This is a genomic window from Betaproteobacteria bacterium (genome assembly GCA_016709965.1).
GTDB classification, from domain to species: domain Bacteria; phylum Pseudomonadota; class Gammaproteobacteria; order Burkholderiales; family Rhodocyclaceae; genus Azonexus; species Azonexus amarohabitans.
This window is the reverse complement of record JADJLT010000001.1, coordinates 1,600,776-1,624,592: the sequence shown is the minus strand read 5'-3', so window position 1 is coordinate 1,624,592 and position 23,817 is coordinate 1,600,776. Positions and strand designations below refer to the sequence as shown.

Sequence of the window (23,817 nt, the reverse complement as noted above, 5' to 3'; positions counted from 1 at the left end):
AAGCGAGGATTCCCGAGAATGATTTGTAGTATGACTGGTTATGCCGTTAAAGCGCGTGATCTTGAACAAGGAACATTGCAACTTGAGCTGAAAAGCGTCAACTCGCGCTATCTGGATTTTCATTTTCGCGTGACCGAAGATTTGCGTTCGCTCGAAATGCCCTTGCGCGAACTGCTGGCGGCCAAACTATCGCGTGGCAAGGTCGAGTGCCGGCTTTCATTCAATGCGGCCGCGGCGCGCGCCGACCAGTTGCACCTGAATGGCGAACTTCTGGCAACGCTCAAGTCGCTTAACGAGCGTGTGCTTGGCGAGATGCCCGAGGCAACGCCGCTATCGGTGCATGAAACCCTGCGTTGGCCAGGCATGTTCGGCGACCAGAATCTGGACTTTGCGGCGCTGGGTCCGGAAGTTCTGGCTTTGGCGCGTACCGTGTTGGAGGAATTCACGGCATCTCGTGGCCGTGAGGGCGAAAAACTGGCGGAAATGATCGTTGATCGCGTCAACGCCATGCGCGACATTGTTCGCCGCGTTGCGCCCCGCATCCCTGAAGCGCAGGCCTTGTTTACCGACAAGCTGCGCCAGCGCCTGATCGACGCCCTGGGCAACGCCAGCGATGACCGCGTTCTGCAGGAGGTGGCGGTCTTTGCGACCCGTATCGATGTGGCCGAAGAGTTATCCCGTCTGACCACCCATCTCGATGAAGTCGAGCGCGTGCTCAAGCAGGGCGGTGCCTGTGGCAAACGGCTGGATTTTCTGATGCAGGAACTCAATCGCGAGGCGAATACGTTAGGCTCGAAGTCGGCGATTACCGAAGTGTCACAAGCATCGATGGACCTCAAGCTGCTGATTGAACAAATGCGTGAGCAAATTCAGAATCTGGAATAAATCCAGAGTAGCGCAATGGTTTCCCCGGGAAGCCTTGGCCGGTCGGCAGAAAAATTTCAATTTTGGCCGTTTTTTCCGGTTGACCGCAGCTGTGGTGGCTTGCCGTCAAAATATCGAGGCAGCGGCTGTGCCGAGCGTGTTGCCTGCATCGCTCGTGCGTTCGGTACAATAGCGGTGAACCCGCGGTGGCGGGCGCTTTCCTGAGGTATCCATGGCTGGAAATCTTTATGTAGTGGCGGCACCATCCGGTGCCGGCAAGACCACGCTGGTTCGCCTGCTGCTTGAGCAGGAAGCGGCGGTTCAGCTTTCTATTTCTTACACGACCCGGGCGCCGCGGGCGGGCGAAGTCGATGGCCGGGAATATCATTTCGTTGAAGCCACCGAGTTTCAGGCCATGATTGCGCGCGAAGAGTTTCTCGAATGGGCTGAAGTGCATGGAAACTTCTATGGCACGTCAAAGAAATGGATTGCCGACCAATTGGCGGCAGATCGCGACGTATTGCTCGAAATTGACTGGCAAGGCGCCCAGCAAGTGCGCAAGTTGTTTCCGCAGGCAATTGGTGTTTTCATCTTGCCGCCATCGATGGATGAACTGACCCGGCGCCTGACCGGCCGCGGTACCGATAGCGCCGACGTCATTTCCCGTCGTTTGGCCGCGGCGCAGGCCGAAATGCGCCATGTCGGGGAATTCGACTATGTTATTATTAATGACCAGTTGGCTCGGGCGCTGGATGATTTGCGCGCGGTAGTGCGCGCATCCCGACTGAGCTTTGGGGCCCAGCGTGTCCGACACGCCGCCCTGTTTCAAAGAATGATCTGATTTTGAGGTTTACATGGCCCGCGTTACCGTTGATGACTGCCTGAAGAAAATCCCGAACCGCTTCCTGATGACGCTGGCTGCTGCCCATCGCGCCCGTCAGCTGGCCAATGGCGCTACGCCGCTGGTTGACGGCGAAAAGCACAAGCCGACCGTTGTTGCACTGAAAGAAATGGGTGCCGGCAAGATTGGTCTGGAAGTGCTCAACCGCGGCCAGGCCTGAAAGCAGGGGCGGTGAAGACTGATGGATTCCGCGCCGTCGCCTCTGCCGCCTGCTGAAGAGGAACCCGCTTACCGGGTATTCCTCGATAGTCTCGATTATCTCTCTCCCCCCGAACTAGAAAAAATCAAGGCCGCGTACGCTTACGCGGCCAAAGCGCATGCTAGTCAGCGGCGGATGTCGGGTGAGGCTTACATCACCCATCCGCTGGCGGTGGCTAGTGCGGTGGTTGAGTGGCGGATGGATGCTGACGCGATTGCTGCGGCGCTGCTCCATGACGTGCTGGAAGATACCGGCGCCACCAAGCACGAGCTGGCCGAAAAGTTTGGCAAGGAAGTCGCCGAGCTGGTCGATGGCTTGTCCAAGCTGGACAAGATGGAATTCGCCTCCTATCAGGAGGCTCAGGCCGAAAACTTCCGCAAGATGCTGATGGCCATGGCGCGTGATCTACGCGTCGTGCTGATCAAGTTAGCTGACCGCCAACACAATATCCGGACCATGTCGGCGATGCGCGCCGACAAGCGTGCCCGCATCGCTCGTGAAACGCTGGAAATCTACGCGCCCATCGCGCTGCGTCTGGGTCTGAACAAGCTTTATCGCGAGTTGCAGGACACCTCGTTCCGCTTGATTCACCCGCATCGTGCCGAGGTGTTGGCTCGAGCGCTCAATGCTGCCCGGGGCAACCGCAAGGAACTGCTGACCAGGATCCTCGACGGCATTCGGGACAAGCTGGCCCATTCCGGCCTCAAGGCCGAGGTGTTCGGTCGCGAAAAGAGCCTGTACTCCATCTTCCGCAAGATGAAGGAAAAGCAGCTGTCGTTTGCGCAGGTGCTGGATATCTATGGATTTCGCGTCGTTGTCGAAAATGTACCCACCTGTTATGTAGCGCTGGGCGCCTTGCATGGACTGTTCAAGCCCGTGCCCGGGAAGTTCAAGGATTACATTGCGATTCCCAAGGCCAACGGGTACCAGTCACTGCATACGACGCTGATTGGCCCCTATGGCACACCGGTCGAAGTTCAGATCCGGACGCGTGAAATGCACAACGTGGCGCAGGAAGGCGTTGCGGCGCATTGGCTGTACAAGGATATGGACGAGAGCAGTGCCGATCTGCAGATCAAGACGCATAAATGGCTGCAATCGCTGCTCGAAATGCAGACCAGCGACTCGGCGGAGTTCTTTGAAAATGTGAAGATCGACCTCTTCCCCGATGAGGTGTACGTCTTTACGCCCAAGGGCAAGATCATGGCCATGCCGCGCGGTGCGACGGTGGTCGACTTTGCCTACGCCGTGCATACGGACGTCGGTCATCACTGCTCCGCGGCTCGCGTTAACCATGAACTTTCACCGTTACGAACGGACTTGAGAAACGGCGATCTGGTCGAGATCATCACCTCACCACAGTCCAGCCCCAATCCGGTCTGGCTGACGTATGTGAAGACCGGCCGGGCGCGCAGCAAAATTCGACATTATCTGCGCACCATGCAGAACGAAGAATCGGCACGGCTTGGCGAGCGACTGCTGCGTCAGGAGTTGCTGTCGCTGGGCGTGGTCCCTATTTCCATTCCGGCTGCGGCCTGGGATCAAATGGTCAAGGCCAGCGGCCAGAAGTCCATGGAAGATTTGTACACCGAGATTGGTCTTGGCAAGCGTCTGCCATCGGTCGTCGCGCGCCGTTTGCTCGCGCGCGAGGATATCTCGCACGACTCGCCGAGCGGCATGGCGCTGGCCATCCATGGCACCGAAGGCATGGCAATTCAACTGGCCAGTTGTTGCCAGCCGATTCCCGGTGATCCGATTATCGGATCCATCCGCAAGGGTAGCGGACTGGTCATTCATACGCACGATTGCGCGACCATCCGCAAGTCCCGTTCGTCCGAGCCGCAAAAGTGGATTGATGTCGAGTGGGAGCCGGAAGAAGGCAAGTTGTTCGACATCCGTATCAAGGTCGAGGTAAAAAATACCCGGGGCGTCCTGGCTCAGGTGGCCGCCGCCATAGCCGAAGCAGGTTCGAATATCGAACATGTCTCGATGGATGCTGATCCAGAACGTCTTTTCACGCTGCTTCTTTTTGCCATTCAGGTTGCCAACCGCAATCATCTGGCAACCGTGATGCGCGGCATGCGGCACATTCCCGAAGTCACCCGAATTACCCGTGAAAGGGGAGGCGAGACTTGAAGATTCTCGTGCTGGGTGCCGGCGTAGTCGGCACAACGAGTGCGTGGTATCTCGCCCGGGCCGGGCATCAGGTGACAGTGGTAGATCGCCAATTGGTGGCGGGCAACGAAACAAGCTTCGCCAATGGTGGGCAGATTTCGGTGTCACACGCCGAGCCTTGGGCAAATCCACACGCACTTTCCCATCTGCTGAAATGGGTCGGCCGCGAAGATGCGCCGCTGCTCTGGCGCTGGCGGGCTGATCCAGCCCAACTGGCTTGGGGGCTGCGTTTTCTTGGCGAATGCTTGCCGGGACGGACCCGGCGCAACATCGCGGCCATAGTCGCCATGGCACTCTATAGCCGTGGCCGCTTGCAGGCGCTGCGCGACGAGCTGGCATTGCAATACGACCAACTTGAACGCGGCATCCTGCACATTTATACCGATCGCAAGGAGTATGCGCTGGCCACCGAGGCGGCGAGCCTGATGCGACAGTTCGGACTGGATCGTGCCACGGTCAACACGGAAAAATGCCTGAAAATCGAACCTTCGCTTGCTGATGCGCGGTCCCTGTTGGTCGGTGGGGACTACACGCCCTCCGATGAATCAGGCGATGCCCACAAGTTCACGGTTGAGCTGGCCGCCAAGGCGCAGGCAGCCGGCATCGATTTTCGCTTCGAAACGACCATTGAGCGCGTGCTGGCTACCGGCGGCGAGATCACCGGGGTGGTCGTGCAAACCCAGGGCAAGTCCGAAGTGTTGAGCGCCGATGCGTACGTCGTTGCATTGGGCAGTTATTCGCCGCTGTTGCTAAAGCCACTGGGTATTCGCCTGCCGGTCTATCCGGCCAAGGGCTATTCAGCGACATTGACGCTCGCCGAAGGTAGTGTGGCACCGACGGTCAGCGTCACTGACGACGAGTGCAAGCTGGTTTTTTCCCGCCTTGGCAACCGTCTCCGGATTGCCGGTACCGCAGAGTTCAACGGCTATAACCTCGATCTCAATCCCATTCGTTGTCAGGCCCTGATCTCTCGTGCGCGCCAGCTTTTCCCCGGGCTGAAAGCGACGGGTGAGCCGGCGTTCTGGTGCGGGCTTCGTCCGACGACTCCATCAAACGTCCCGCTCATCGGCCAGACTCGTTACGAAAATTTGTGGCTCAATACCGGCCATGGAACACTGGGCTGGACGATGGCCTGCGGCTCGGCTGCTGCGCTGGCCGACATGATGAGCGGCGTATCGGCGGAGCCGGATTTCCCCTTTCAATCATGCTGATCGACACTCACTGCCATCTCGACGCAGCTGAATTCGATGCGGATCGTGATGCGGTATATGCGGCAGCAATTGCTGCTGGAGTCGAACGGCTTGTCGTGCCTGCTGTCGCGGTCGACGGTTTTTTCAAGACCAAAACGGTCGTTGAGTATTTTCCAGGCTGTGGCGCTGCCTATGGCATTCATCCGCTGTACGTCATGCAGGCAGCGGAGACAGACCTGGCTATGCTGCGTGACTGGCTGGCGCGGGAAAAGCCGCTGGCAGTGGGCGAAATCGGCCTCGACCATTTCGTGACAGACATCGATCCGGCGCGTCAGGAACATTTTTTTGTGGAGCAATTGAAGCTGGCGAGAGAATTCGATCTGCCGGTCCTGCTTCACGTGCGGCGAGCCGTCGATCAGGCCCTCAAGCAATTGCGGCGATTCCGCGTGCGCGGCGGTGTCGCACATGCGTTCAATGGCAGTCGTCAGCAAGCCGATGAATTCATCAAACTGGGCTTCGTGCTCGGTTTTGGTGGCGCGATGACGTTCAGTGGGTCGACACGTATCCGCGATTTGGCTGCGACTTTGCCAATCGCGTCGATAGTCCTGGAAACTGACGCGCCGGACATTCCACCGGCCTGGCTGAATGGTGGACGCAACGCCCCCGTTGAGTTGTCGCATATCGCCAAGGTTCTCGCAGACTTGCGCGGCATGTCCGTGGATGAGGTGATTGCCGCAACAGCCAGCAACGCTCGACGGATACTGCCCGGCCTTTGATCGTCGTCAACATTGATTCAAAAGCGCTGATGGAGTTCTCTTCAATTTGATCTGCAATAAAGAAGCATTGTCTTATGAGCGTAGACTGAACTGGCTGATATCGAACTGACTGGGCGTGTGGACACAGCAGTTTCGGTTAGCAGGCAATCAGGGAGTGTCGTAAGCGGGTGGGAAAAGGGGCCTACCCGTGGCGGATCAACCGGCTAAATCGTAAAGACAATGACAGAAAAGCCCCCAAAAAGCGGCGCAGCGCGTCGCCAATTCATTTTCGACTCCGCCAAGATGGTTTGTGGCGTTGGCATGCTGGGACTTGGCCTCGGGCTTTACGCCAAACAGTCGAAAGCACTGCCGGCATTGGCCTTGCGTCCGCCTGGTGCGTTGCCGGAAGAAGACTTTCTCGGCGCTTGCATCCGCTGCGGCTTGTGCGTGCGCGACTGTCCTTACAACACACTGGAACTGGCCAGGCCGGAACAGCCGGTGGCAACGGGCACGCCTTTCTTCAAGGCGCGCAATATTCCGTGCGAAATGTGCGAAGACATTCCGTGCATCAAGGCCTGTCCAACTGGCGCGCTTGATCATTCGCTGACCGATATCAACAAGTCGAGGATGGGCATCGCCGTGCTCATCGACCACGAGACATGCCTGAATTTCCTCGGGCTGCGTTGCGATGTTTGCTATCGCGTCTGCCCGGTCATCGACAAGGCAATTACGCTGGAAACCGTGCCAAATCCACGTACCGGGCGCCACGCCATGTTCCTGCCGACGGTGCACTCTGATTACTGCACTGGCTGTGGCAAGTGTGAAAAATCCTGTGTCCTTGAAGAGGCGGCCATTCGCGTCTTGCCGCCACAGCTGGCCAAGGGAGCGCTCGGCAAACACTACCGTTTGGGCTGGGACGAGAAGTCCAAGGCAGGGCATTCGTTGATGGACGAATCAAAAATGATTGACCTGCCTGATCGCCTGCCCGAAGGCGCGGTCCTGCCTGGTCACTACGACCCAGGCAGCGGCCATACGGAAACGGCCCGCGGTCTGTCTGGCAGTGAAGCCGGGGTGATTCCCAGGCTGCCTCCCGGGCTGGGAGAAAAACCGTGAGCGCTGCCAAAAATAAGCGGATCGGTGCGGAAGCGGTAGTCGAAAAAGGTTGGCTTCGCGCACACAAATGGCTGATTTTTAGACGTATCTCGCAATTCTCTATCCTGGCGCTTTTCTTGGCAGGTCCTTGGTTTGGTCAGTGGATCGTCAAAGGTAATCTTGCCTATAGCTACACACTGGGTGTGCTGCCTTTGACTGATCCTTACGTGGCCCTGCAGTCCATGGCGACCGGCCATTTCCCTGAAATGCTGGGCGTTATCGGCATGGCCATCGTCATGCTCTTTTATTTTTTAGTCGGCGGGCGGGTTTATTGCAGCTGGGTCTGTCCGGTCAATGTGGTGACAGATGCCGCAGGTTGGCTGCGCGACCGCCTCGGCATCAAGGGTAGCGCCCAGCTTGGCCGGAATACGCGTTACTGGATTTTAGGCATGACATTTGTGGGTTCGGCGATTACCGGTGTTGTCCTGTGGGAGTTGATCAACCCGGTTTCCATGCTGCATCGTGGCCTGATTTTTGGCATGGGTGCTGCATGGACGGTCGTATTGGTCATCTTCCTGTTTGATCTGTTCGTGATGAGTCGTGGCTGGTGTGGCCGACTCTGTCCGGTTGGAGCTTTTTACAGCCTGCTGGGCCGCTGGAGTCCGGTTCGTGTTTCCGCTTCGGCCAGGGTGGCTTGTAACGACTGCATGGATTGCTTTGAAGTCTGCCCCGAACCGCAGGTTATCCGTCCTGCCCTCAAGGGCGAAGGTAAGGGCGTCGGGCCGGTCATTCTGGGGCCCAACTGCACCAATTGTGGCCGTTGTGTCGATGTTTGCTCGAAACAGGTTTTTTCGTTCAGTTCACGCTTCAATAACCCGGTTTCTACGACCCAGCACAACAATCTGGCTGGCGGCAAATAAAAAGGGGAGCCACTGGCTCCCCGTTGATCGTTCCATATCGCGGAATCAGGCAGGTACCAGAGCGCCGCGCATCTTCTGCAAAGCCTTGACTTCGATTTGCCGGATGCGCTCAGCGGAAACGTCAAACTCGGCTGCCAGATCGTGCAGCGTAGCCGCGTCGCCGTCGGGTAGCCAGCGCGCTTCAACGATGCGGCGGCTGCGCTCGTCGAGCGTAGCCAGCGCCTCCTGCAGACCTTCATCCTGCAAGCGAGCCAGGGCCTTGTTCTCCAGCACCCGGGTCGGCTCATATCGCGAGTCGGCCAAGTAGTCGATAGGTGCAAAGGCTTCCTCACCATCGTCCGCGCTACCCTCCAGCGCAATGTCACGACCGGAAAGGCGGGTCTCCATCTCAACAACTTCTTCAGGCTTGACACCCAGCCGGGCGGCTACCTCTGCCGTTTGCGTGCCGGACAGTGTATCGACGCCCTCGTAACCACTTTTCAGGCCACGCAGGTTAAAGAAGAGCTTGCGCTGAGCCTTGGTGGTTGCAACTTTGACTTGCCGCCAGTTCTTCAAGATGTATTCGTGAATCTCAGCCTTTATCCAGTGCATGGCAAACGAAACCAGCCGAACGCCACGCGTCGGATCAAAGCGCTTCACTGCTTTCATCAACCCGATGTTGCCTTCCTGAATCAGATCGGCATGGGGCAGGCCGTAGCCAAGATAACCACGGGCGATGGAGATAACGAGGCGAAGGTGCGAAAGAACGAGCTGACGCGCCGCTTCCACATCGCCTTCGTTGTGGAAACGCTCGGCCAGCTGGATTTCCTCAGCCTCTGCCAGCATCGGATAACGATTCGCTGCCTGGATATAGGCATCGATGTTTCCAACGGATGACGGGATGGGTAGCGCCAGGGCATGGGTCATAGCGTAAATTTCCTCCTACAAGGTACAAACTAATTTTAGCACTCGCAGCCTAGGAGTGCTAATGCAAGAGGAGGTTCTAGGGGAAACGCTGATGTTCCTACCAATTAAAGTCGAAAACTACTTAATAAAGTCGAAAACTCGTTATTAGAGTCGAAAACTACTTTGCTTATGTGGCTGTAGAGAGTCTAGCCAGAGGCTTTAGGCAATACCGTGCGATAGCCCACATATGTTTCTCTCGAACGCTCAGTGAGATACGGACAAAAACTAGGAAAATAGAAATTGAACAATTCGGATCTGAAAGCTCGCTCGCTTCGCGCGGCGGAGATTTACCGGCAGCACTGCATTTCCCAAGCGGAAGTCGCAAAATTTGTCGGCGCCAGTCAGCCACAGATAAGCCGGCTACTTACCGGAAATCTGACGCGACCTTCTAGGCTATTTGAGGAGCTTTGCCTTTACGCTGAGCGCCTTGATGGTGGCGTTACGATAGAAGCAGTTCGCGCCAACGAAGAACTAATGGCGGCGTTAGCGGAAACTTGGGATGGGACTTCCGCACATTCGCAAGCCCTTGCAATTGTTATTCGCTCGTTGGCAGTTCTTCGGCTCGTTAAGGAATAAGCCTGTTGTAGTACACGCTGTGATCGCGAGGCACAAAAGACACCTCAGGTAGCGTTCCGGCGGCAGGCCGGATATCGGCCATAGCCGCCGGTGGCATCTTGCTTCGTGTGGGTCAGCAATGAGCTGAATACCGGCCGGTCAGTGGCAAGTTGCTGCGAACGGCAGCTTCTTTGTTTGGCGACCGTCCCTTCGGTGCCCATTTCTGCCTGATGCGAGCCAGATAACGACCGACCGCTCCACTACACATTAGAGTCATTCGGCAAACACTGTACGTACGTGACGCCGATTACCCAGGCTGCGCGACTTTCATCGATCGGGTTCGAGCGCGCCGAGAAACGCAGCCAGACGGCTAATACAATTGATCTCATCGTACCCCCCATGCTACGATCCTCGAATCTTCATGTCCGAGTCGTTGTATGGATACGTGCTGCGCCAGGTACCGATTAGGACGGATCATCGACTAGCCGCAAGATCACGCAGGCACACTGCCTACCCGTCTTGCTTTGGCGAGATGGGCTCCACATAAAGCGAAATCCTCGCTGAAGAGTTCCCTTTGCAGATGTCTCCGTCAGCACTTTTTTGCTGAAGAGCGCGTTGCTGTCGCTCGATTGGAGGACACGATGGGAATAAAAGTCTTGCTGGACCTGATAGGCGGCGTGGCGCTCCTGCTTTGGGGGCTCCATATGGTGCACAGTGGAATCGTGCGGGCCTTCGGCGCCGGGATCAGGCGCCTGTTGGGAGCCGTCCTGAAAACGCGCTTCCATGCTTTTGCAGCGGGCTTGGGTGTCACCGCACTCTTGCAGAGCAGTACGGCGACAGCGCTGATGCTTGCGTCTTTTTCTGCTTCCGGCATGGTGGACTTGGTACCGGCCCTCGCGCTCATGCTCGGCGCGAACGTGGGCACCACGCTCATCGTTCAGTTGCTCTCGTTCGATTCGTCCGCCGTCGCGCCCCTCCTGCTGGTCTCTGGGGTCATTGCCTTTAAGCGTAGCGCCAAGACGCTGATCCGCGATCTGGGCCGCGTCGCCATCGGCCTCGGCCTGATGCTGCTTTCACTCCACATCCTCCTCGACAGCCTGGCCCCTGCGGAGAATGCGCCGGTGGTGCAGGAACTGTTCGCGGCCATCACTGGCGAACCGCTGCTGACCTTGTTGATCGGCGCACTCCTCACCTGGGCAGCGCATTCCAGCGTCGCCACGGTATTGCTGACCATGTCTCTCGCGTACTCGAATTTCGTTACGCCCGCGGCCGCCTTTGCATTAGTGCTGGGGGCCAATCTGGGCAGCGCGCTGAACCCGTTGTTTGAAGGGCTTGCCAGCAGGAACCCCGCCCATCGTCGCCTGCCGGTCGGCAACCTGATCAATCGGCTAGTCGGCTGCCTGATCTTTCTACCTTTCCTCGATCCTATCGTCAGGACGCTTGGCGTGCTCGAGTCGAGCCCCGTTCGCTTGGCGGCCGATTTCCATACCTTTTTCAATGTGGTCATGGCGCTGCTGTTCATCCTGCCGTTGAATTGGCTCGCCCGCCTTCTGGAGCGCCTGCTGCCGGACCAGAAGAGCGCAGTGGACCCCTCGGTGCCGCTCTACCTGGATGAGAGCGTGATCGAGACGCCTTCCGTCGCGCTCGCTTGTGCCGCGCGTGAGACGTTGCACATGGGAGACCTCGTCGAGACCATGTTGCGGCAGGGCATGACGGCCCTGATGACCAATGATCGCAAGCTCGTCGCCGAAGTATCCCAGCGGGACAATGCAGTGGACCGCCTTCACGAAGCCATCAAGCTGTATGTGGTGAAACTGACGCGGGATAGCCTGGACGAGAGCGAAGGACGGCGGGCCATGGAAATCATGACTCTGTCCATCAACCTTGAACATATCGGCGACATCATCGACAAGAACCTGATGGAGTTGGCCAACAAGAAGATTAAGCGACAGCTACAGTTTTCCCGTGAAGGGGCAGTGGAGTTGGAGGAGTTCCACCGCATCATCATCGACAATTTGAAATTGGCGTTCAGTATCTTCCTGTCGGGCGATGTGAAATCGGCCCGGCAACTGCTCGACGAGAAGACGAAGATTCGAGAGCTTGAAATGGCCGCGTCAGAGAACCATATGGGGCGGCTACGGGAAGGTCGGCCGGAAAGCATGGAAACGAGTTCCCTTCACCTCGACATTTTGCGCGACTTGAAGCGTATCCATTCGCACATATGCGCCACCGCGTATCCGGCCCTCGAAGCGGCGGGAGAGTTGCAACCCACTCGGCTCAAGGCCCCCGCTGGCGACCAGGAGACAAGCGATAGACCGGCGACATCGACAACAGTCGATTCTGCCGAGCATGTGGGGCGGTAGGGCCATAGCGATTTCCAACGCCAACGACAAGTGAACATAGCTGGGTCTCGACCCGGCGCAGATTTACCGCGAGATGGGAGCGAGTTGCCCGTCAGCAAGGTGCCAGTAACCGGACGTCCAGGGGTCCACAAGTTTCAGGCCACCAAGGTCGGCTCTTGGCCGGTAGGGTGAGTAGGATTCTTCGCCAGTAAGCCGACGTTCGACCCGCAGGATAACAATCAAACTCCGATCAACAAGAGAAGGAGTCTGACATGGAATCCGATCAACACCGGGAGCCTTGGAATAAAGGCAAGCTAGTCGGCCAGAAGCCACCGCTGAAGCCAAAGGACATCTGGGCGATCCGAATTCACCTACAGAACGCCCATCAGGTTCGAGACCTTGCTATGTTCAACCTGGCAATTGATAGCAAGCTGCGAGGCTGCGATCTTGTGAATTTGCGCGTTCGGGATATCTCACACGGCAACCAGATACTCGCGAGAGCGATGGTTGTGCAACGAAAAACCCAACGGCCAGTGCAGTTTGAACTGACAGAGCCAACCAGGGGCGCTGTTGCCGCCTGGATTACGAAGGCGGCGCTGAAGTCCGAACATTTTCTGTTCCCTAGCCGGCTATCCAATTCACCCCATGTTTCGACCCGACAGTACGCCCGGATCGTCCATCAATGGGTTGCTGCAGTCGGACTTGATTCGACAGTCTATGGTACGCACACCATGCGGCGAACCAAGGCAACGCTGATTTACAAGAGGACGAAGAACCTGCGAGCGGTTCAGCTTCTGCTCGGGCATAGCAAGTTGGAGAGTACCGTTCGATACCTTGGGATCGAGGTAGATGACGCGCTAGAAATCTCGGAGCAGACTGAAATTTAATTTCCAGTCCTCGGCGGCCGGACCGTTAAAACGTGCGACCGCTTTCCGGCAGGATCATCAATAGGAGCTCTCGGCCATGACCGGCCTGTGGGTTTGCTGACAGTGACGACCGCAATGAACTGTCAACGGCCGCTCAGCTAGCCCCCAAGTGGACGTAAAACAACGCTGGAAATCTGCGTGACTGCCGTTGGGATAGGCTAAATCGCCAATTGCCAATATCAAACCCGGCCGCCGTGCAAGCAACTTCTCAGTCAGGGCAGCACCGGGGCCGCAATCCGCAAGATCGCCGGCGGCCAGCAATACCGGCGGCGTCGAAGGCATCGGCTGGGCACTTGTCGTCCCAGCAATCCCGACCAGGAGAGCTAACAACGCAGGTATTGCCGGATATTTCATGAAAATTGCCTAACCTACACTGGAATGACTCAGCGATCTAACAGCCAAATAATCTGGCCTGCGTCTTATTTGTCGCCCTGCCTTGGTAAGGGGGCCAGGCACAAAAATATCGGAACTTTCCATGACGTTTGATTGTCATCCAAACTATGGCAAGTGCAAGTCAGTGAAATGGCCCCCTATAACCTACTGCACTTCAGACCAAGGGATATGTCATTTGAAAAAAAAGGAGACTTCCATGAGAATCATTTGGTCTTTCTTTATTTGCATCTCCTGCGCCGTAATGCTCACCGCATGCGCCGCAGTTCCCAGCCACCTCAATTCGTCTGATACTGGGCGGCCGCGAAAAATTGCGGTGTTCTTTGATGGCACAGCCAATGAACCATCGTCCGACACCAATATCCGAAAGTTGCACTCGATTGTAAGTCTCCAACCGAATCCAGCAATCGCTACTTTTTACATTGAAGGTGTTGGGGCGCAAGGGAAGGCGATTGGCATGGGGATGGGCTGGGGATTCGGCGACCGAGTGCGTAAAGCGTACGCGTTCCTACAAGAGGAGTATCGGGAAAATAATGAAATCTATATCTTTGGCTTTAGTCGGGGTGCTTATTCGGCACGTGCTTTAGCTGCGCTACTTTATTACGCAGGCATCCCAAAACCAAGCAATGACCTAAGACTTTCGGAGCTCAGACAGATATACGAGGAGCGCGCAGTCCTCATTTACGACGCTTATAAAGGTGACCAGATAGGTCGTCGGGAAAGAATCCAGAAAGTCTTCCGCCAGAACTCTATTGGTGACCGGGATCCAACCCCTGTTCATATTAAAGTTCTCGGTCTATGGGATACGGTGGAAGCACTCGGAATACCGGATTACACAGAGGAGTTTGAGTCTCCTAACTATCGCTATGGAGATCAACTCTGCAATGTTGAAAAAGCCTATCACGCCATGTCCATTGATGATGACCGTGCTCGAATCTTCACACCAATCTTATTGACTTGGCCTCACCTTCTGGAAGATTGTCAAAAGAATGGTATTGATCAATTTCCAGATACGATGACGAAGGTAAATCACCTCAATACCGTAGTAGAAGAGGTTTATTTCGCGGGTGCTCATGCAGACGTCGGAGGCGGCTATCCTGACAGCTTGCTCAGCGGTGTTTCACTAAACTGGATGTTAAGAAGCCTCTCAGGAACTGGACTTCTTCCATCGCACAGCCCTGTGCTGGTAAGAGAGGATAAATTTGGACCGAGCCACGACCCGGAACATGGTTTCTTTTGGGGGCTCCTCTATCATCGACAGTCGCGTAATCTGGTCAAGCATCTGACAAACGGTGAATATTTATACAATGACGGTCGACTAAAGATTCATAAATCTGCGTTGGATCGCCTTGATAAATGTGAATCAGAGATTTGTAAGCACGAAGACCATGAATTTCCTTGGGCCTCTTGGCCTGGTGGATGCTTTAAGCAGGAAGCTGGTCGTTACGTAGTTGACTGGAACCGACTTAAAGAATGCAAAATTGATGCTGTCCTTTAATCGATGGCGTGCAGTTGATGAGCGGTGGCTTCCAGAGCTCCATGCAGGAGATGCTCTCATCTTCGACTGGCGCAGGCCATGAGGCAGGGTCGTCGGAAATGCTGTCGCAGTATCGAAGGCCCTGGTCTCCTTGCCAGGTGGCTACGTCGCTGCAATTCTGTGCACGAGCGAGATGGAGGGTGAGCCGAGATGTCTAGAAGAATCATCACCAGTATCGGCGTTAGCATCGCGGCCATTTTAGGCAACACGGCGGGGGCAGGCGACGATGCCGTCTTCGTACCGAGCGTCGGACATGAGGAGCACTGCCTCGCGATGTTTGGGCAGACCAGTAGCCAGGCATACGTGCGGGTCCCGGGAACGTTTTGCTATCGGGACGGTGATCAACGCGAGCTCGCTCGCCAGTATTGGCAATACGCTGTCCTCAGCGATGCGGTCTACCTCGATGACTCGAAGACTATCAGGGAGCCACCTGATATCGAGGCCTCCATTGCCAAATGCTGTCCTGAGGCAGCGATAGGATGGAGCAAACGCTGGCGGCGGTGGACTGCCTTTCCGAACGTGGACTTCGTCGAATTCGCGGCTAGGCACGGCCTGTACCTAGAAGTCTGGAGCAATGATTCCGACCGGTCGGTCGTTGTTGTAATGCGTGGAACCGAATTTACGAGCTTGGTTGATTGGCTCGCAAACTTTCGATGGGTGCGGATTTCGCGGTTTTTTCCAGGGTTCAACGACCAGTACAGTGACATCTCGACCAAATTTGCGGAGCTATTCGTCGATGAGCTTGCTAACCAGTATCCCGACCTTGACGTCAAGATTTACGCCACCGGCCACTCCTTAGGAGGAGGCCTTGCGCAGCACTTTGCGTATTCTGTCGCTCCGCTAACCTCTGATGGCAAACCCGTCCCGCGCGTGTCACAGGTCTTTGCGTTCAACCCCTCCCCTGTCACAGGCTGGTCAAGTGTGCGGGATACGGTCATTCGAGACGCCAACGCTGAGAAGCTTCACATCCATCGAATCTTTGAACACGGTGAGATCTTGGCGTATCCGCGGCGATTAATCGGGTACGTGGTTACCCCCAAAGCTGAGAAACCCGCGATATGGGAAATTCGATTCAACTATTTGGATTCTGGTGACACCGTCGGAAGTCATTCTATGCAGGCGCTGTCTTGCAGTCTGATCAACTCAGCGTTTGCTCCCGACAATGACCCAAAGTGATGCGCCGTTGCCCGCTTGGCTAGACCAAGTTGTTCTTGAAACTGCGCTCGACCTCTGCATTGAGAGCTACGATCCCGAGGACGAAATCAAAGAGCACGTGCCGAACGTCCAACTGAAGCAGCGAATTGAGATCAAAGAATCAAAGTTGCGTGGCAGTATTTTGGCCCGAATCTACTTATCCGAAGACACAGCCTATGTTGTCTTTCGCGGCACGGACAACTGCGCCAATCTAATCTTAACCAACCTTCAAGCGGTCACAATCCGTCACTTGGTGCTTGACGACGACCTAGTGGGGGCAGCCAAGATCACACATCAAGGTGGGGCATTTCAGCAGGTGCTTCCGGGCGAAGTCCACCAAGGCTTTGCACGGGCAGCCTCGCGTTTGTGGTACGACTGCGACCTGCTCATCAGTCCGTTTCTCGGTGAGAAGGGTGAAAGCGCCGACTTCGACGGAGTGTTCTCTCGCCGTCGCTGGCGGCACGCGGCACTGTTTTTATTGGGAGGGGTCGTCGGTTTTTTCGCGGCTCATTGGTCTTGTCTAGGCATGGGCTGGGTGCTTGCGACCACCTTGCTGAGTGCGATGTTCGTGACGTTATTTATGGCTGCATGGGAGAGCGGCTTCCTCGAGAGTCTTGTTCGTATTGGACCTGTCCCCTTGAAGGGCTCTAAAGCGCTCAACGAGGGGCGCGATGATCTCGCCTCTAAGAAGCACGTGATATTCGTTGGTCACTCGTTGGGAGGATCAATCGCCGCGCTCTGCTTCTCGATCTACCGAAAGCTGTCCTCACAGTTGAACTTGTCCCAAGAGGTGCGACTCTTGACTGTGGGGGCCCCGAGAGTTGGGAGCCAGGCGTGGGTGGCGGCGTTCGAAAGAGAGCATCGGGGACATCACTTCCACTTCGTGCACGACCGCGATTGGGTGCCTCATGTTCCGCCTGCAAGTCGAGTCCGTAAGTAACCGTCCGGCCATGACCGTCTGTTTTTGAAGTTTTAGATCGTAGAAGCTTGGCTGGCGGACGCTTGCTGGTGTCCGCCAATTTTTTAGCGGACACGATATGGGCACCCGACGGACGCACAGCCTCGAATTCAAGCAACGCGCAGTAGAAGCCAGCGATCAGCCCGGGGCATCGATTGCTGGGGTGGCAATGGCCCACGGGATCAACGCCAATCAACTTCATAAATGGCGGCGTCAATTGTTGGCGACGAAGGCAGGGGTTACTCAACCCCAAATGCTGCCGGTGACGATCACCCCGGAGCTGGCATCCATGCCGGATGCACCGAGTGCGCAGGAAGGCAGCATCGACATCCAGTTTTCCCGTGCCCGAGTCTCGGTGCGCGGCCGGGTTGATCTCGATGTGCTACAAACCGTTCTGTCCACCCTGCGTCAGCGATGATCGGTCTGCCCAGCGGCACCCGGATCTGGCTCGCCGCCGGCGTGACCGATATGCGTCGTGGCTTTGATGGCCTGGCCAGCATCGTTCATCTGCCCTTGTATCGGCAGAGCGGCATCTATGCCCGGGAAGGTGTTGATCTGGAACGCTCGACCCTGGCCGACTGGGTGGGGCAATGTTCAGCGCTGCTGCGCCCCTTGGTGGAACGGCTGCGCCAGCACGTGCTGGCCGGCGAGAAGCTGCATGCCGACGATACGCCGGTGCCAGTCCTCGCGCCGGGCGATGGCAAGACCAAGACCGGGCGGCTATGGACCTATGTCCGCGATGATCGGCCGGCCGGAAACGACATGCCGCCCGCTGTCTGGTTCGCCTACTCGCCCAACCGCAAGGGCGAGCATCCGCAGAGCCATCTGAAATCGTTCAAGGGCATTCTGCAAGCCGATGCCTTTGCCGGATTCGATGCCTTGTATGCCGGAGGTGAGATTCTGGAAGCCGCGTGCTGGGCCCACGCCCGCCGCAAGTTCTACGAGATTCACCAGGCCCAAGGCTCACCGATTGCGGCCGAGGCGCTCAAACGGATTGCGGCCTTGTATGCGATTGAGAGCGCCGTTCGTGGACAACCACCCGACAGCCGACTCAAGGCGCGGGAGCAGGCCAAGCCCATCCTCGACGAATTCCATGCCTGGCTGCTCGATACCCGACGACAACTGTCGAAGAAATCCGGCCTGGCCCAGGCCATCGGCTATGCCCTGAACCATTGGCCGGCGCTGATTCGCTATGCCTCGGATGGACGCATCGAGATCGACAACAATGCGGCCGAACGAGCCCTGCGGGCGGTGGCGCTGGGAAGAAAGAATTTCCTGTTTGCCGGCTCGGATGCCGGCGGTGATCGTGCTGCCGCCATTTACAGCCTGGTCGGTTCGGCGAAACTCAATGGCCTCGACCCGGAAGCCTATCTGCGTTTCGTCATCGAGCGAATTGCCGACTACCGAGTCAGCGAACTCGACGACCTTCTGCCTTGGAATGTCGCAGCGCAGATTACCAAGACCTCTGAACTCGCTGCTCCCTGATTCCGGTCAGCTCGGAAAGACGGTGGTGACCGGACGGTTACGTCCGTAATCAGTTTACGCGTTTAGCTCGGTGCGGCCCGGTTGGCATCGTCATGCTGATCGTGAACCCTGCATGGCGGTGGTTATACGAGTTGTTCTGGCGTCCGGAACCGTATGCTGATCTCTCCGCTGACTCAAACAGCGTGCGTACGATCGAGAGTCATAAGGGATGGATCTCGATGTTGGGGAATCACAGGATGAGCGAGTACCAAATCAGCATTCTGGAATTAGCCAAGCGGGTCGGTTGCCTTCCGCCCGAACGCGAGCCATAGCCGACTCGGACTAAGCCTCTTGGTGGCGAGTAGCAGGGTCGCAGAGACGCATTATAGAAGCAGCCTGCTACCGTGCGCGCGCAGTTGATCGGTACTGGAGCGGCTTGGTGGGTGAAGAGGCGGTGCTTTTAGCCTCAAAGGGATAACAGATAGGAGATCAAGTCGTCGACCACGCGCGTATCCCTATCGCTGTCGGACCACGCGATTCGTACCTTTGCACCTCGTCCGTCGAAAATAAATGGCTTTTTGACGGATCCATGACCCGCATTGCTGAAGCCCGCCTGGCGGATGTCGTGTATTGCGACCGCGCTTTGCCCAAGCTTACGAAGGTTTTCTTCCTTCGCGGGGTCCGACTCCCAGCCACCATCCTTTTCATTGTAGGAAATGCTGCCTCGTAAGAACGGGCTGTTTATTCGTAATCTCGGAACTAGCAACTGACGTAGCGTGGGGATGGATCCATTGTGTAAATAGGGTGCTTGCGCCCATATACCGCGAAGCGGGCTTGCGACGTAGCCTCTTTTTGATGAAGGATCAACCACGATCTCGCCCATTTTAAATCTACACTCAGGTTGCGTCTCCGGGCATATATCCTTGATTGCCTTACTCATAACCTCCGCTGTCATCGGGGTGATGGCATTGGCGCGCAGCGGATCGGTGTCGACATCAAAAATAACTGAATTTCGGCTCTTCCCAGGTAAGCCATCATGACACCCACTACAGTTTTTGCGGTATGTGGCAGCACCGCGGGCCCTAGATGCAAGATCAATAGCAAATGGATAAGGCTCAGGTGGAAGCTTCGGAAGAAAAGCCTGAATGAGCAGGTTCTGCTGCAAATCAATCTTTGCAGGATTGCCAACGACAGCCATGGATGATGTCAGAGAGCGGGCAAACCCCTTAAGGGTTGCATCCCAATTTGCGTAGCCTCCCGGATCGATGCCCCAAACAGCAGGAATATCTGCCATTGCGGGACCGGGCGGGAGGAGCAGGGCGATTTTTTCGATGCCCATCTTGGGGACGAGACTGGCGCTGCCTAGCCCGGAGGTTTCAACCAATCCTGGGGCACCAGCCGTGAGGTTAGGTGGGTTGGGATAATTGTTGTAGCTATGCTTCTGGACGAGACTCAATCCGCTCAAGCGACGATCATTCATTTTGCGCATCGTTGACAGAATGTCATCGATATTAGAAACGACAATTCCAACCTCCTTCGCGGCGGCCGAAGGTGGAATCAATTCTGAGTTCGCACCCCAAAACCATTCGGCAGGTTTGCTTGCAATGACCGCAAGCACCTGATTTCGGAAAGTCTTGTAATCGGCAGAGTCGTTCGACGTCGAGAGGGCTATCTTGAGTGCAGACGTCAGTTGCCCAATGAATCGATGGGCATTCATCTCGGTATTTACGCCGCCATTCAGTATCCGCATGGTTCCATCGGAAAGTTGGACACGGCCGGTGTGGCAACCTGCGCAAGTTCGCGTCATATATCGGACTTCGAAAGCGCTTCCTGATGAGGCTGGACGCGTCCAGGCAAGGCCATTGTGACGACTGGGCGTATCCGTCCGCGGGAAAAATCCATAACTGTTCAGTGCGGCGTCGCCGAATGTACTTGGTTCTAGTTCTTGGAGTACACGAAATATCACAAACGGGATCATTTCAAGAGTCGCATCACCCAATGATCCGTAGTCAAATGCGTCAAAGCCGTTTCTATTCTGGGCGATCACCTTATCAATTCGGTCACGGCGCAAACGTATTTCGTCACCCCACGAACTACTCGCTAAGGCTGGAGGGTTTATTGAGATGTGGCTGGGTATTTGATCCGCGATTGAAAATGATGAAGTGACAGCAATAAAGACCACTGCACTAACTAGCGAAAGATTTATCGTGCCCATAAACCGCCTCGTTGGTCAATTTTTAGAAATACGTAAATAACAGTGAAGTGCCGGTTCAAGTTATACGTCACGAGATAGCTCAGTTCAGCGGATTGTCATAACTTACTTATGACAAAACTGGTACATGAAAGTTTCATAGCTGCGCCAACGTGCCGGCCGAGAGTTTCCAGATGGCGACGCCGGATGGCGCCGGCGCACTGAACTATGCGATCCGTGTCCCGAAGGGCGTGGTCGGGGTTATTTCCCCGTGGAACGCGCCTTTCCTCCTGATGACCTGGAAGGTCGGTCCGGCGCTGGCCTGTGGCAATACCGTCGTGGTCAAGCCATCCGAAGAAACCCCGCTGACCACGACGCTGCTCGGCGAGGTGATGAATACGGTCGGCATCCCGAAAGGCGTCTTCAACGTCATTCAGGGTTTCGGCCCCGATTCGGCCGGTGAATTCCTGACCCAGCATCCGCTCGTCGATGCCATCACCTTTACCGGCGAAACGCGCACCGGCACCGCCATCATGAAGGCCGCCGCCGAAGGCATGCGCGATGTGTCGTTTGAGCTGGGCGGCAAGAATGCCGGCATTGTTTTCGCCGATGCCGACTTCGATGCGGCGGTCGACGGCATTTTCCGCTCGGCTTTCCTGAACTCCGGACAGGTCTGTCTGGGCACCGAGCGCGTCTATGTCGAGCGGCCGATTTTCGAGCGCTTCGTTCAGGCACTCAAGTTGAAGGCCGAAGCCGTCAAGTTCGGTCGCCCGGATGACAAGAACGCAAATTACGGCCCGCTGATCAGCGCCGAGCACAAGCAAAAGGTCATGTCCTACTACGCCAAGGCGGCGGCCGAGGGCGCCACGGTCGTGACTGGCGGCGGTGTGCCGACCATGCCGGCCGAGCTGACCGAAGGCCACTGGGTCCAGCCGACTATCTGGACCGGGCTGCCGGAAACGGCGACCGTTATTCGCGAAGAAATCTTCGGGCCGTGCTGCCATATCAGCCCCTTCGATAATGAAGACGAAGTGATCAACAAAGCCAATGCCAATGACTACGGCCTGTCGACCACCGTGTGGACGACCAACCTGGGCCGAGCCCACCGCGTCGCGGCACGCATCGAAGTTGGTATCACCTGGATCAACAGCTGGTTCCTGCGCGATTTGCGCACGGCATTCGGCGGTTCGAAGCAGTCCGGCATTGGTCGCGAGGGTGGTGTGCACTCGCTCGAGTTTTATACCGAGACTCGCAACATTTGCGTAAAGCTCTGAGGCCAACATGGACCCACAAAAAATCACCGCCTATGGCGACGAACTGTACGAAGCCTGGCTCGCCTGTCGTCCGGTGCGCCCGCTGTTAGAGCGCGAACCTGACATCACTATCGAGGACGCCTACCTGATTCAGGAGCGCTTCGTCGCCCGCCGTGTGCAGGCAGGCGAAACCATCATCGGCAAGAAGATCGGCGCGACGAGCAAGCCGGTGCAGGATTTCCTCGGCGTCTATCAGCCCGACTTCGGCATGGTGCTCTCCGGCATGGTCTATCAGGAAGGCGACACCATCGATCTCGCCACGCTGATTCAGCCCAAGGCCGAGGCCGAGCTGGCCTTTGTCATGAAGGCAGACCTCAAGGGGCCGGGCATCACGGCGATGGACGTCATTCGCGCCACCGACTACGTGCTGCCGTGCTTCGAGATTGTCGATTCGCGCATCACCGACTGGAAGATCAAGATTCAGGACACTGTCGCTGACAACGCTTCCTGCGGCGTCTATGTGTTGGGCAAAACGAAGGGTGACCCGCGCCAGCTCGACATCACGCTGGCCGGCATGGTGCTGGAAAAGAACCGCGAGTTGTTCTCGACCGGTGTTGGCGCCGCCGTGCAAGGTTCGCCGGCCAACGCCGTGGCCTGGCTGGCCAATACGTTGGGCGAACTGGGCATTCCCTTCAAGGCCGGCGAAGTCATCCTGTCCGGTTCGCAATCGGCGCTCGTACCAGTCGTCGATGGCGATGAACTGGTCTGCACTGTGGGCGGCCTCGGCACCTGCTCGGTGAAGTTTTCGGGAAGGAGCAAAGCATGAGCATGACTGTCACCCTCGGTCGCGAGGACATTGTTCGTCTATGTGAACGCGTCGAAGGCGCGCAAACCCGCGCCTATGCCATCCCGAAACTGACCGACGAATACCCGTACATGACCATCGGCGATGGCTACGCCGTGCAGCTCGAGCTGCGTCGTCGCTTCCTTGCCGCTGGCCACCGGCAGGTCGGCTGGAAAGCCGGCCTGACCTCGAAGGCCAAGATGGTCCAGATGGGCGTCAATGTGCCGTCCATCGGCTTTTTGACTGACCGCATGGCGCGTCCGGAAAACTCGGCGATCAAGACCTCCGATCTGGTGCACCCGCGTGTCGAGTGCGAAGTCGCCTTTGTCATGAAGAAAACACTGCGAGGCCCGAACTGCACGCGGCAGGATGTCCTGGATGCGACCGATTATGTGCTGCCGGCCGTCGAGATCATCGACTCCCGATTCTCAGGTTTCAAGTTCGATCTGGAAAGTGTCGTCGCCGACAACGGCTCGTCAGCGCGCTTCGTTGGCGGTGGTCGGGCGCGTTATCCGGACGATATCGACCTGCGCACGCTCGGCGTCGTCATGGAAAAAAATGGCGAGATCGTCACGCTCGGCGCTTCGGCGGCCGTGCTCGGTCATCCGGCTGAGGCCATCGCCATGCTGGTCAATATTCTCGACGAACTGGGTGAGGAGCTGCCGGCTGGCAGCTTCGTGATGAGTGGCGGCATTACCGAAGCCATTCCGGTCAAGCCGGGCGACAGCATCGTGGCGCGCTTCCAGGAGCTGGGCAGCGTGTCGATGCGCTTTATTGAATAAAAATATCGGAGGGGACACCGTATGCCAATCATTGAAATGCACCTGATGGTGGGGCGCAGCGTCGAACAAAAACGCGCTGTGGCCGAAGCTGTGGCCGAGGCGGTTACACGGACGCTGGGCGTCGGTCCGGAGCAGGTTCGCCTGCTGATTACCGAACACGGCAGCGAAGAATTTTCGGTCGGCGGCGTGACCGCCGGGCGCAAGCAGGAACAGGCGGCCGCAGCCGCCGCGAAGACTTCCGACTAACTCCATCCCCTTCAAGGGGAGGGCCGGGGTGGGGATGGGTTCTCACGCTTCAGAAACCCATCCCCACCCCGACCTCCCCCTTGAAGGGGGAGGA

At 56.9% G+C, this 23,817-nt stretch carries 20 protein-coding genes and 2 pseudogenes; 20 read left to right on the top strand and 2 right to left on the bottom strand.

The features are described from left to right. Positions 1-18 precede the first annotated feature (18 nt). The 8 genes from IPJ12_08000 to napH all read left to right on the top strand — a co-directional run bounded on the left by IPJ12_08000 (position 19) and on the right by napH (position 8,096). The gene (locus IPJ12_08000; GenBank protein ID MBK7647083.1) at positions 19-885 is read left to right on the top strand and encodes a YicC family protein; all 867 of its coding nucleotides are present in this window, start codon (positions 19-21) and stop codon (positions 883-885) included. Between the two features lie 211 nt (positions 886-1,096). Continuing rightward, the gene (gene gmk / locus IPJ12_07995) at positions 1,097-1,705 is read left to right on the top strand and encodes a guanylate kinase (protein ID MBK7647082.1); all 609 of its coding nucleotides are present in this window, start codon (positions 1,097-1,099) and stop codon (positions 1,703-1,705) included. A gap of 13 nt (positions 1,706-1,718) precedes the next feature. Next, complete coding sequence (locus tag IPJ12_07990; protein MBK7647081.1) at positions 1,719-1,925, top strand: DNA-directed RNA polymerase subunit omega; 207 nt, start codon at positions 1,719-1,721, stop codon at positions 1,923-1,925. Between the two features lie 21 nt (positions 1,926-1,946). Further along, complete coding sequence (locus IPJ12_07985) at positions 1,947-4,100, top strand: bifunctional (p)ppGpp synthetase/guanosine-3',5'-bis(diphosphate) 3'-pyrophosphohydrolase (protein ID MBK7647080.1); 2,154 nt, start codon at positions 1,947-1,949, stop codon at positions 4,098-4,100. Then, the gene (locus tag IPJ12_07980; protein MBK7647079.1) at positions 4,097-5,350 is read left to right on the top strand and encodes a D-amino acid dehydrogenase; all 1,254 of its coding nucleotides are present in this window, start codon (positions 4,097-4,099) and stop codon (positions 5,348-5,350) included. The genes IPJ12_07985 and IPJ12_07980 overlap by 4 nt, the downstream gene beginning before the upstream one ends. Further along, positions 5,344-6,105, top strand: coding sequence for a TatD family hydrolase (locus tag IPJ12_07975; GenBank protein MBK7647078.1), 762 nt, complete (start codon positions 5,344-5,346; stop codon positions 6,103-6,105). Before IPJ12_07980 ends, IPJ12_07975 begins: the two co-directional genes overlap by 7 nt. A gap of 219 nt (positions 6,106-6,324) precedes the next feature. Further along, positions 6,325-7,197 (top strand): ferredoxin-type protein NapG, encoded by an 873-nt coding sequence (gene napG / locus IPJ12_07970; GenBank protein ID MBK7647077.1) that lies wholly within the window; start codon positions 6,325-6,327, stop codon positions 7,195-7,197. After that, positions 7,194-8,096 carry a quinol dehydrogenase ferredoxin subunit NapH gene (napH, locus tag IPJ12_07965; GenBank protein ID MBK7647076.1) on the top strand — a complete coding sequence of 301 codons (903 nt, stop codon included), beginning with the start codon at positions 7,194-7,196 and terminating at the stop codon, positions 8,094-8,096. The genes napG and napH overlap by 4 nt, the downstream gene beginning before the upstream one ends. Positions 8,097-8,141: 45 nt before the next feature. Here napH and rpoH read toward each other — a convergent pair whose 3' ends face one another. Then, a complete protein-coding gene (rpoH, locus tag IPJ12_07960) occupies positions 8,142-9,002 on the bottom strand; it encodes an RNA polymerase sigma factor RpoH (protein MBK7647075.1) in 861 nt (286 codons plus the stop codon). Between the two features lie 279 nt (positions 9,003-9,281). Here rpoH and IPJ12_07955 point away from each other — a divergent pair, with 279 nt between their 5' ends. From IPJ12_07955 to IPJ12_07920, 8 genes and pseudogenes are all read left to right on the top strand, one after another. After that, positions 9,282-9,617 (top strand): XRE family transcriptional regulator, encoded by a 336-nt coding sequence (locus tag IPJ12_07955; GenBank protein ID MBK7647074.1) that lies wholly within the window; start codon positions 9,282-9,284, stop codon positions 9,615-9,617. 620 nt (positions 9,618-10,237) lie between these two features. Further along, positions 10,238-11,959: a Na/Pi cotransporter family protein gene (locus IPJ12_07950; protein MBK7647073.1), complete on the top strand. Its 1,722-nt coding sequence runs from the start codon at positions 10,238-10,240 to the stop codon at positions 11,957-11,959. Between the two features lie 251 nt (positions 11,960-12,210). Beyond that, positions 12,211-12,825, top strand: a complete 615-nt coding sequence (locus IPJ12_07945) for a tyrosine-type recombinase/integrase (protein MBK7647072.1) — start codon at positions 12,211-12,213, stop codon at positions 12,823-12,825. Between the two features lie 628 nt (positions 12,826-13,453). Beyond that, positions 13,454-14,752, top strand: a complete 1,299-nt coding sequence (locus IPJ12_07940; GenBank protein MBK7647071.1) for a DUF2235 domain-containing protein — start codon at positions 13,454-13,456, stop codon at positions 14,750-14,752. A gap of 189 nt (positions 14,753-14,941) precedes the next feature. Next, positions 14,942-15,967, top strand: a complete 1,026-nt coding sequence (locus tag IPJ12_07935) for a hypothetical protein (protein ID MBK7647070.1) — start codon at positions 14,942-14,944, stop codon at positions 15,965-15,967. Then, positions 15,954-16,925: a lipase family protein gene (locus IPJ12_07930; GenBank protein ID MBK7647069.1), complete on the top strand. Its 972-nt coding sequence runs from the start codon at positions 15,954-15,956 to the stop codon at positions 16,923-16,925. The genes IPJ12_07935 and IPJ12_07930 overlap by 14 nt, the downstream gene beginning before the upstream one ends. A 97-nt stretch (positions 16,926-17,022) precedes the next feature. Then, positions 17,023-17,361, top strand: a complete 339-nt coding sequence (locus tag IPJ12_07925; protein MBK7647068.1) for a transposase — start codon at positions 17,023-17,025, stop codon at positions 17,359-17,361. 86 nt (positions 17,362-17,447) lie between these two features. After that, a pseudogene (locus tag IPJ12_07920) lies at positions 17,448-18,428 on the top strand (IS66 family transposase). Between the two features lie 445 nt (positions 18,429-18,873). On the opposite strand, the gene IPJ12_07915 reads toward IPJ12_07920, so the two are convergent. Then, on the bottom strand, positions 18,874-20,478 hold the full coding sequence (locus tag IPJ12_07915) for a hypothetical protein (protein ID MBK7647067.1): 1,605 nt from the start codon (positions 20,476-20,478) through the stop codon (positions 18,874-18,876). 290 nt (positions 20,479-20,768) lie between these two features. On the opposite strand from IPJ12_07915, the pseudogene IPJ12_07910 reads away from it, so the two are divergent. From IPJ12_07910 to IPJ12_07895, 4 genes and pseudogenes are all read left to right on the top strand, one after another. Next, positions 20,769-21,872 (top strand): annotated as a pseudogene (locus IPJ12_07910) (2-hydroxymuconic semialdehyde dehydrogenase). Positions 21,873-21,879: 7 nt separating this feature from the next. Next, entirely contained in the window at positions 21,880-22,677 is a 798-nt protein-coding gene (gene dmpE, locus IPJ12_07905) for a 2-oxopent-4-enoate hydratase (protein ID MBK7647066.1), read from the top strand. Beyond that, positions 22,674-23,477 carry a 2-oxo-3-hexenedioate decarboxylase gene (gene dmpH / locus IPJ12_07900; GenBank protein MBK7647065.1) on the top strand — a complete coding sequence of 268 codons (804 nt, stop codon included), beginning with the start codon at positions 22,674-22,676 and terminating at the stop codon, positions 23,475-23,477. The genes dmpE and dmpH overlap by 4 nt, the downstream gene beginning before the upstream one ends. Before the next feature lie 21 nt (positions 23,478-23,498). Beyond that, complete coding sequence (locus IPJ12_07895) at positions 23,499-23,723, top strand: tautomerase family protein (GenBank protein ID MBK7647064.1); 225 nt, start codon at positions 23,499-23,501, stop codon at positions 23,721-23,723. Positions 23,724-23,817: the final 94 nt, after the last annotated feature.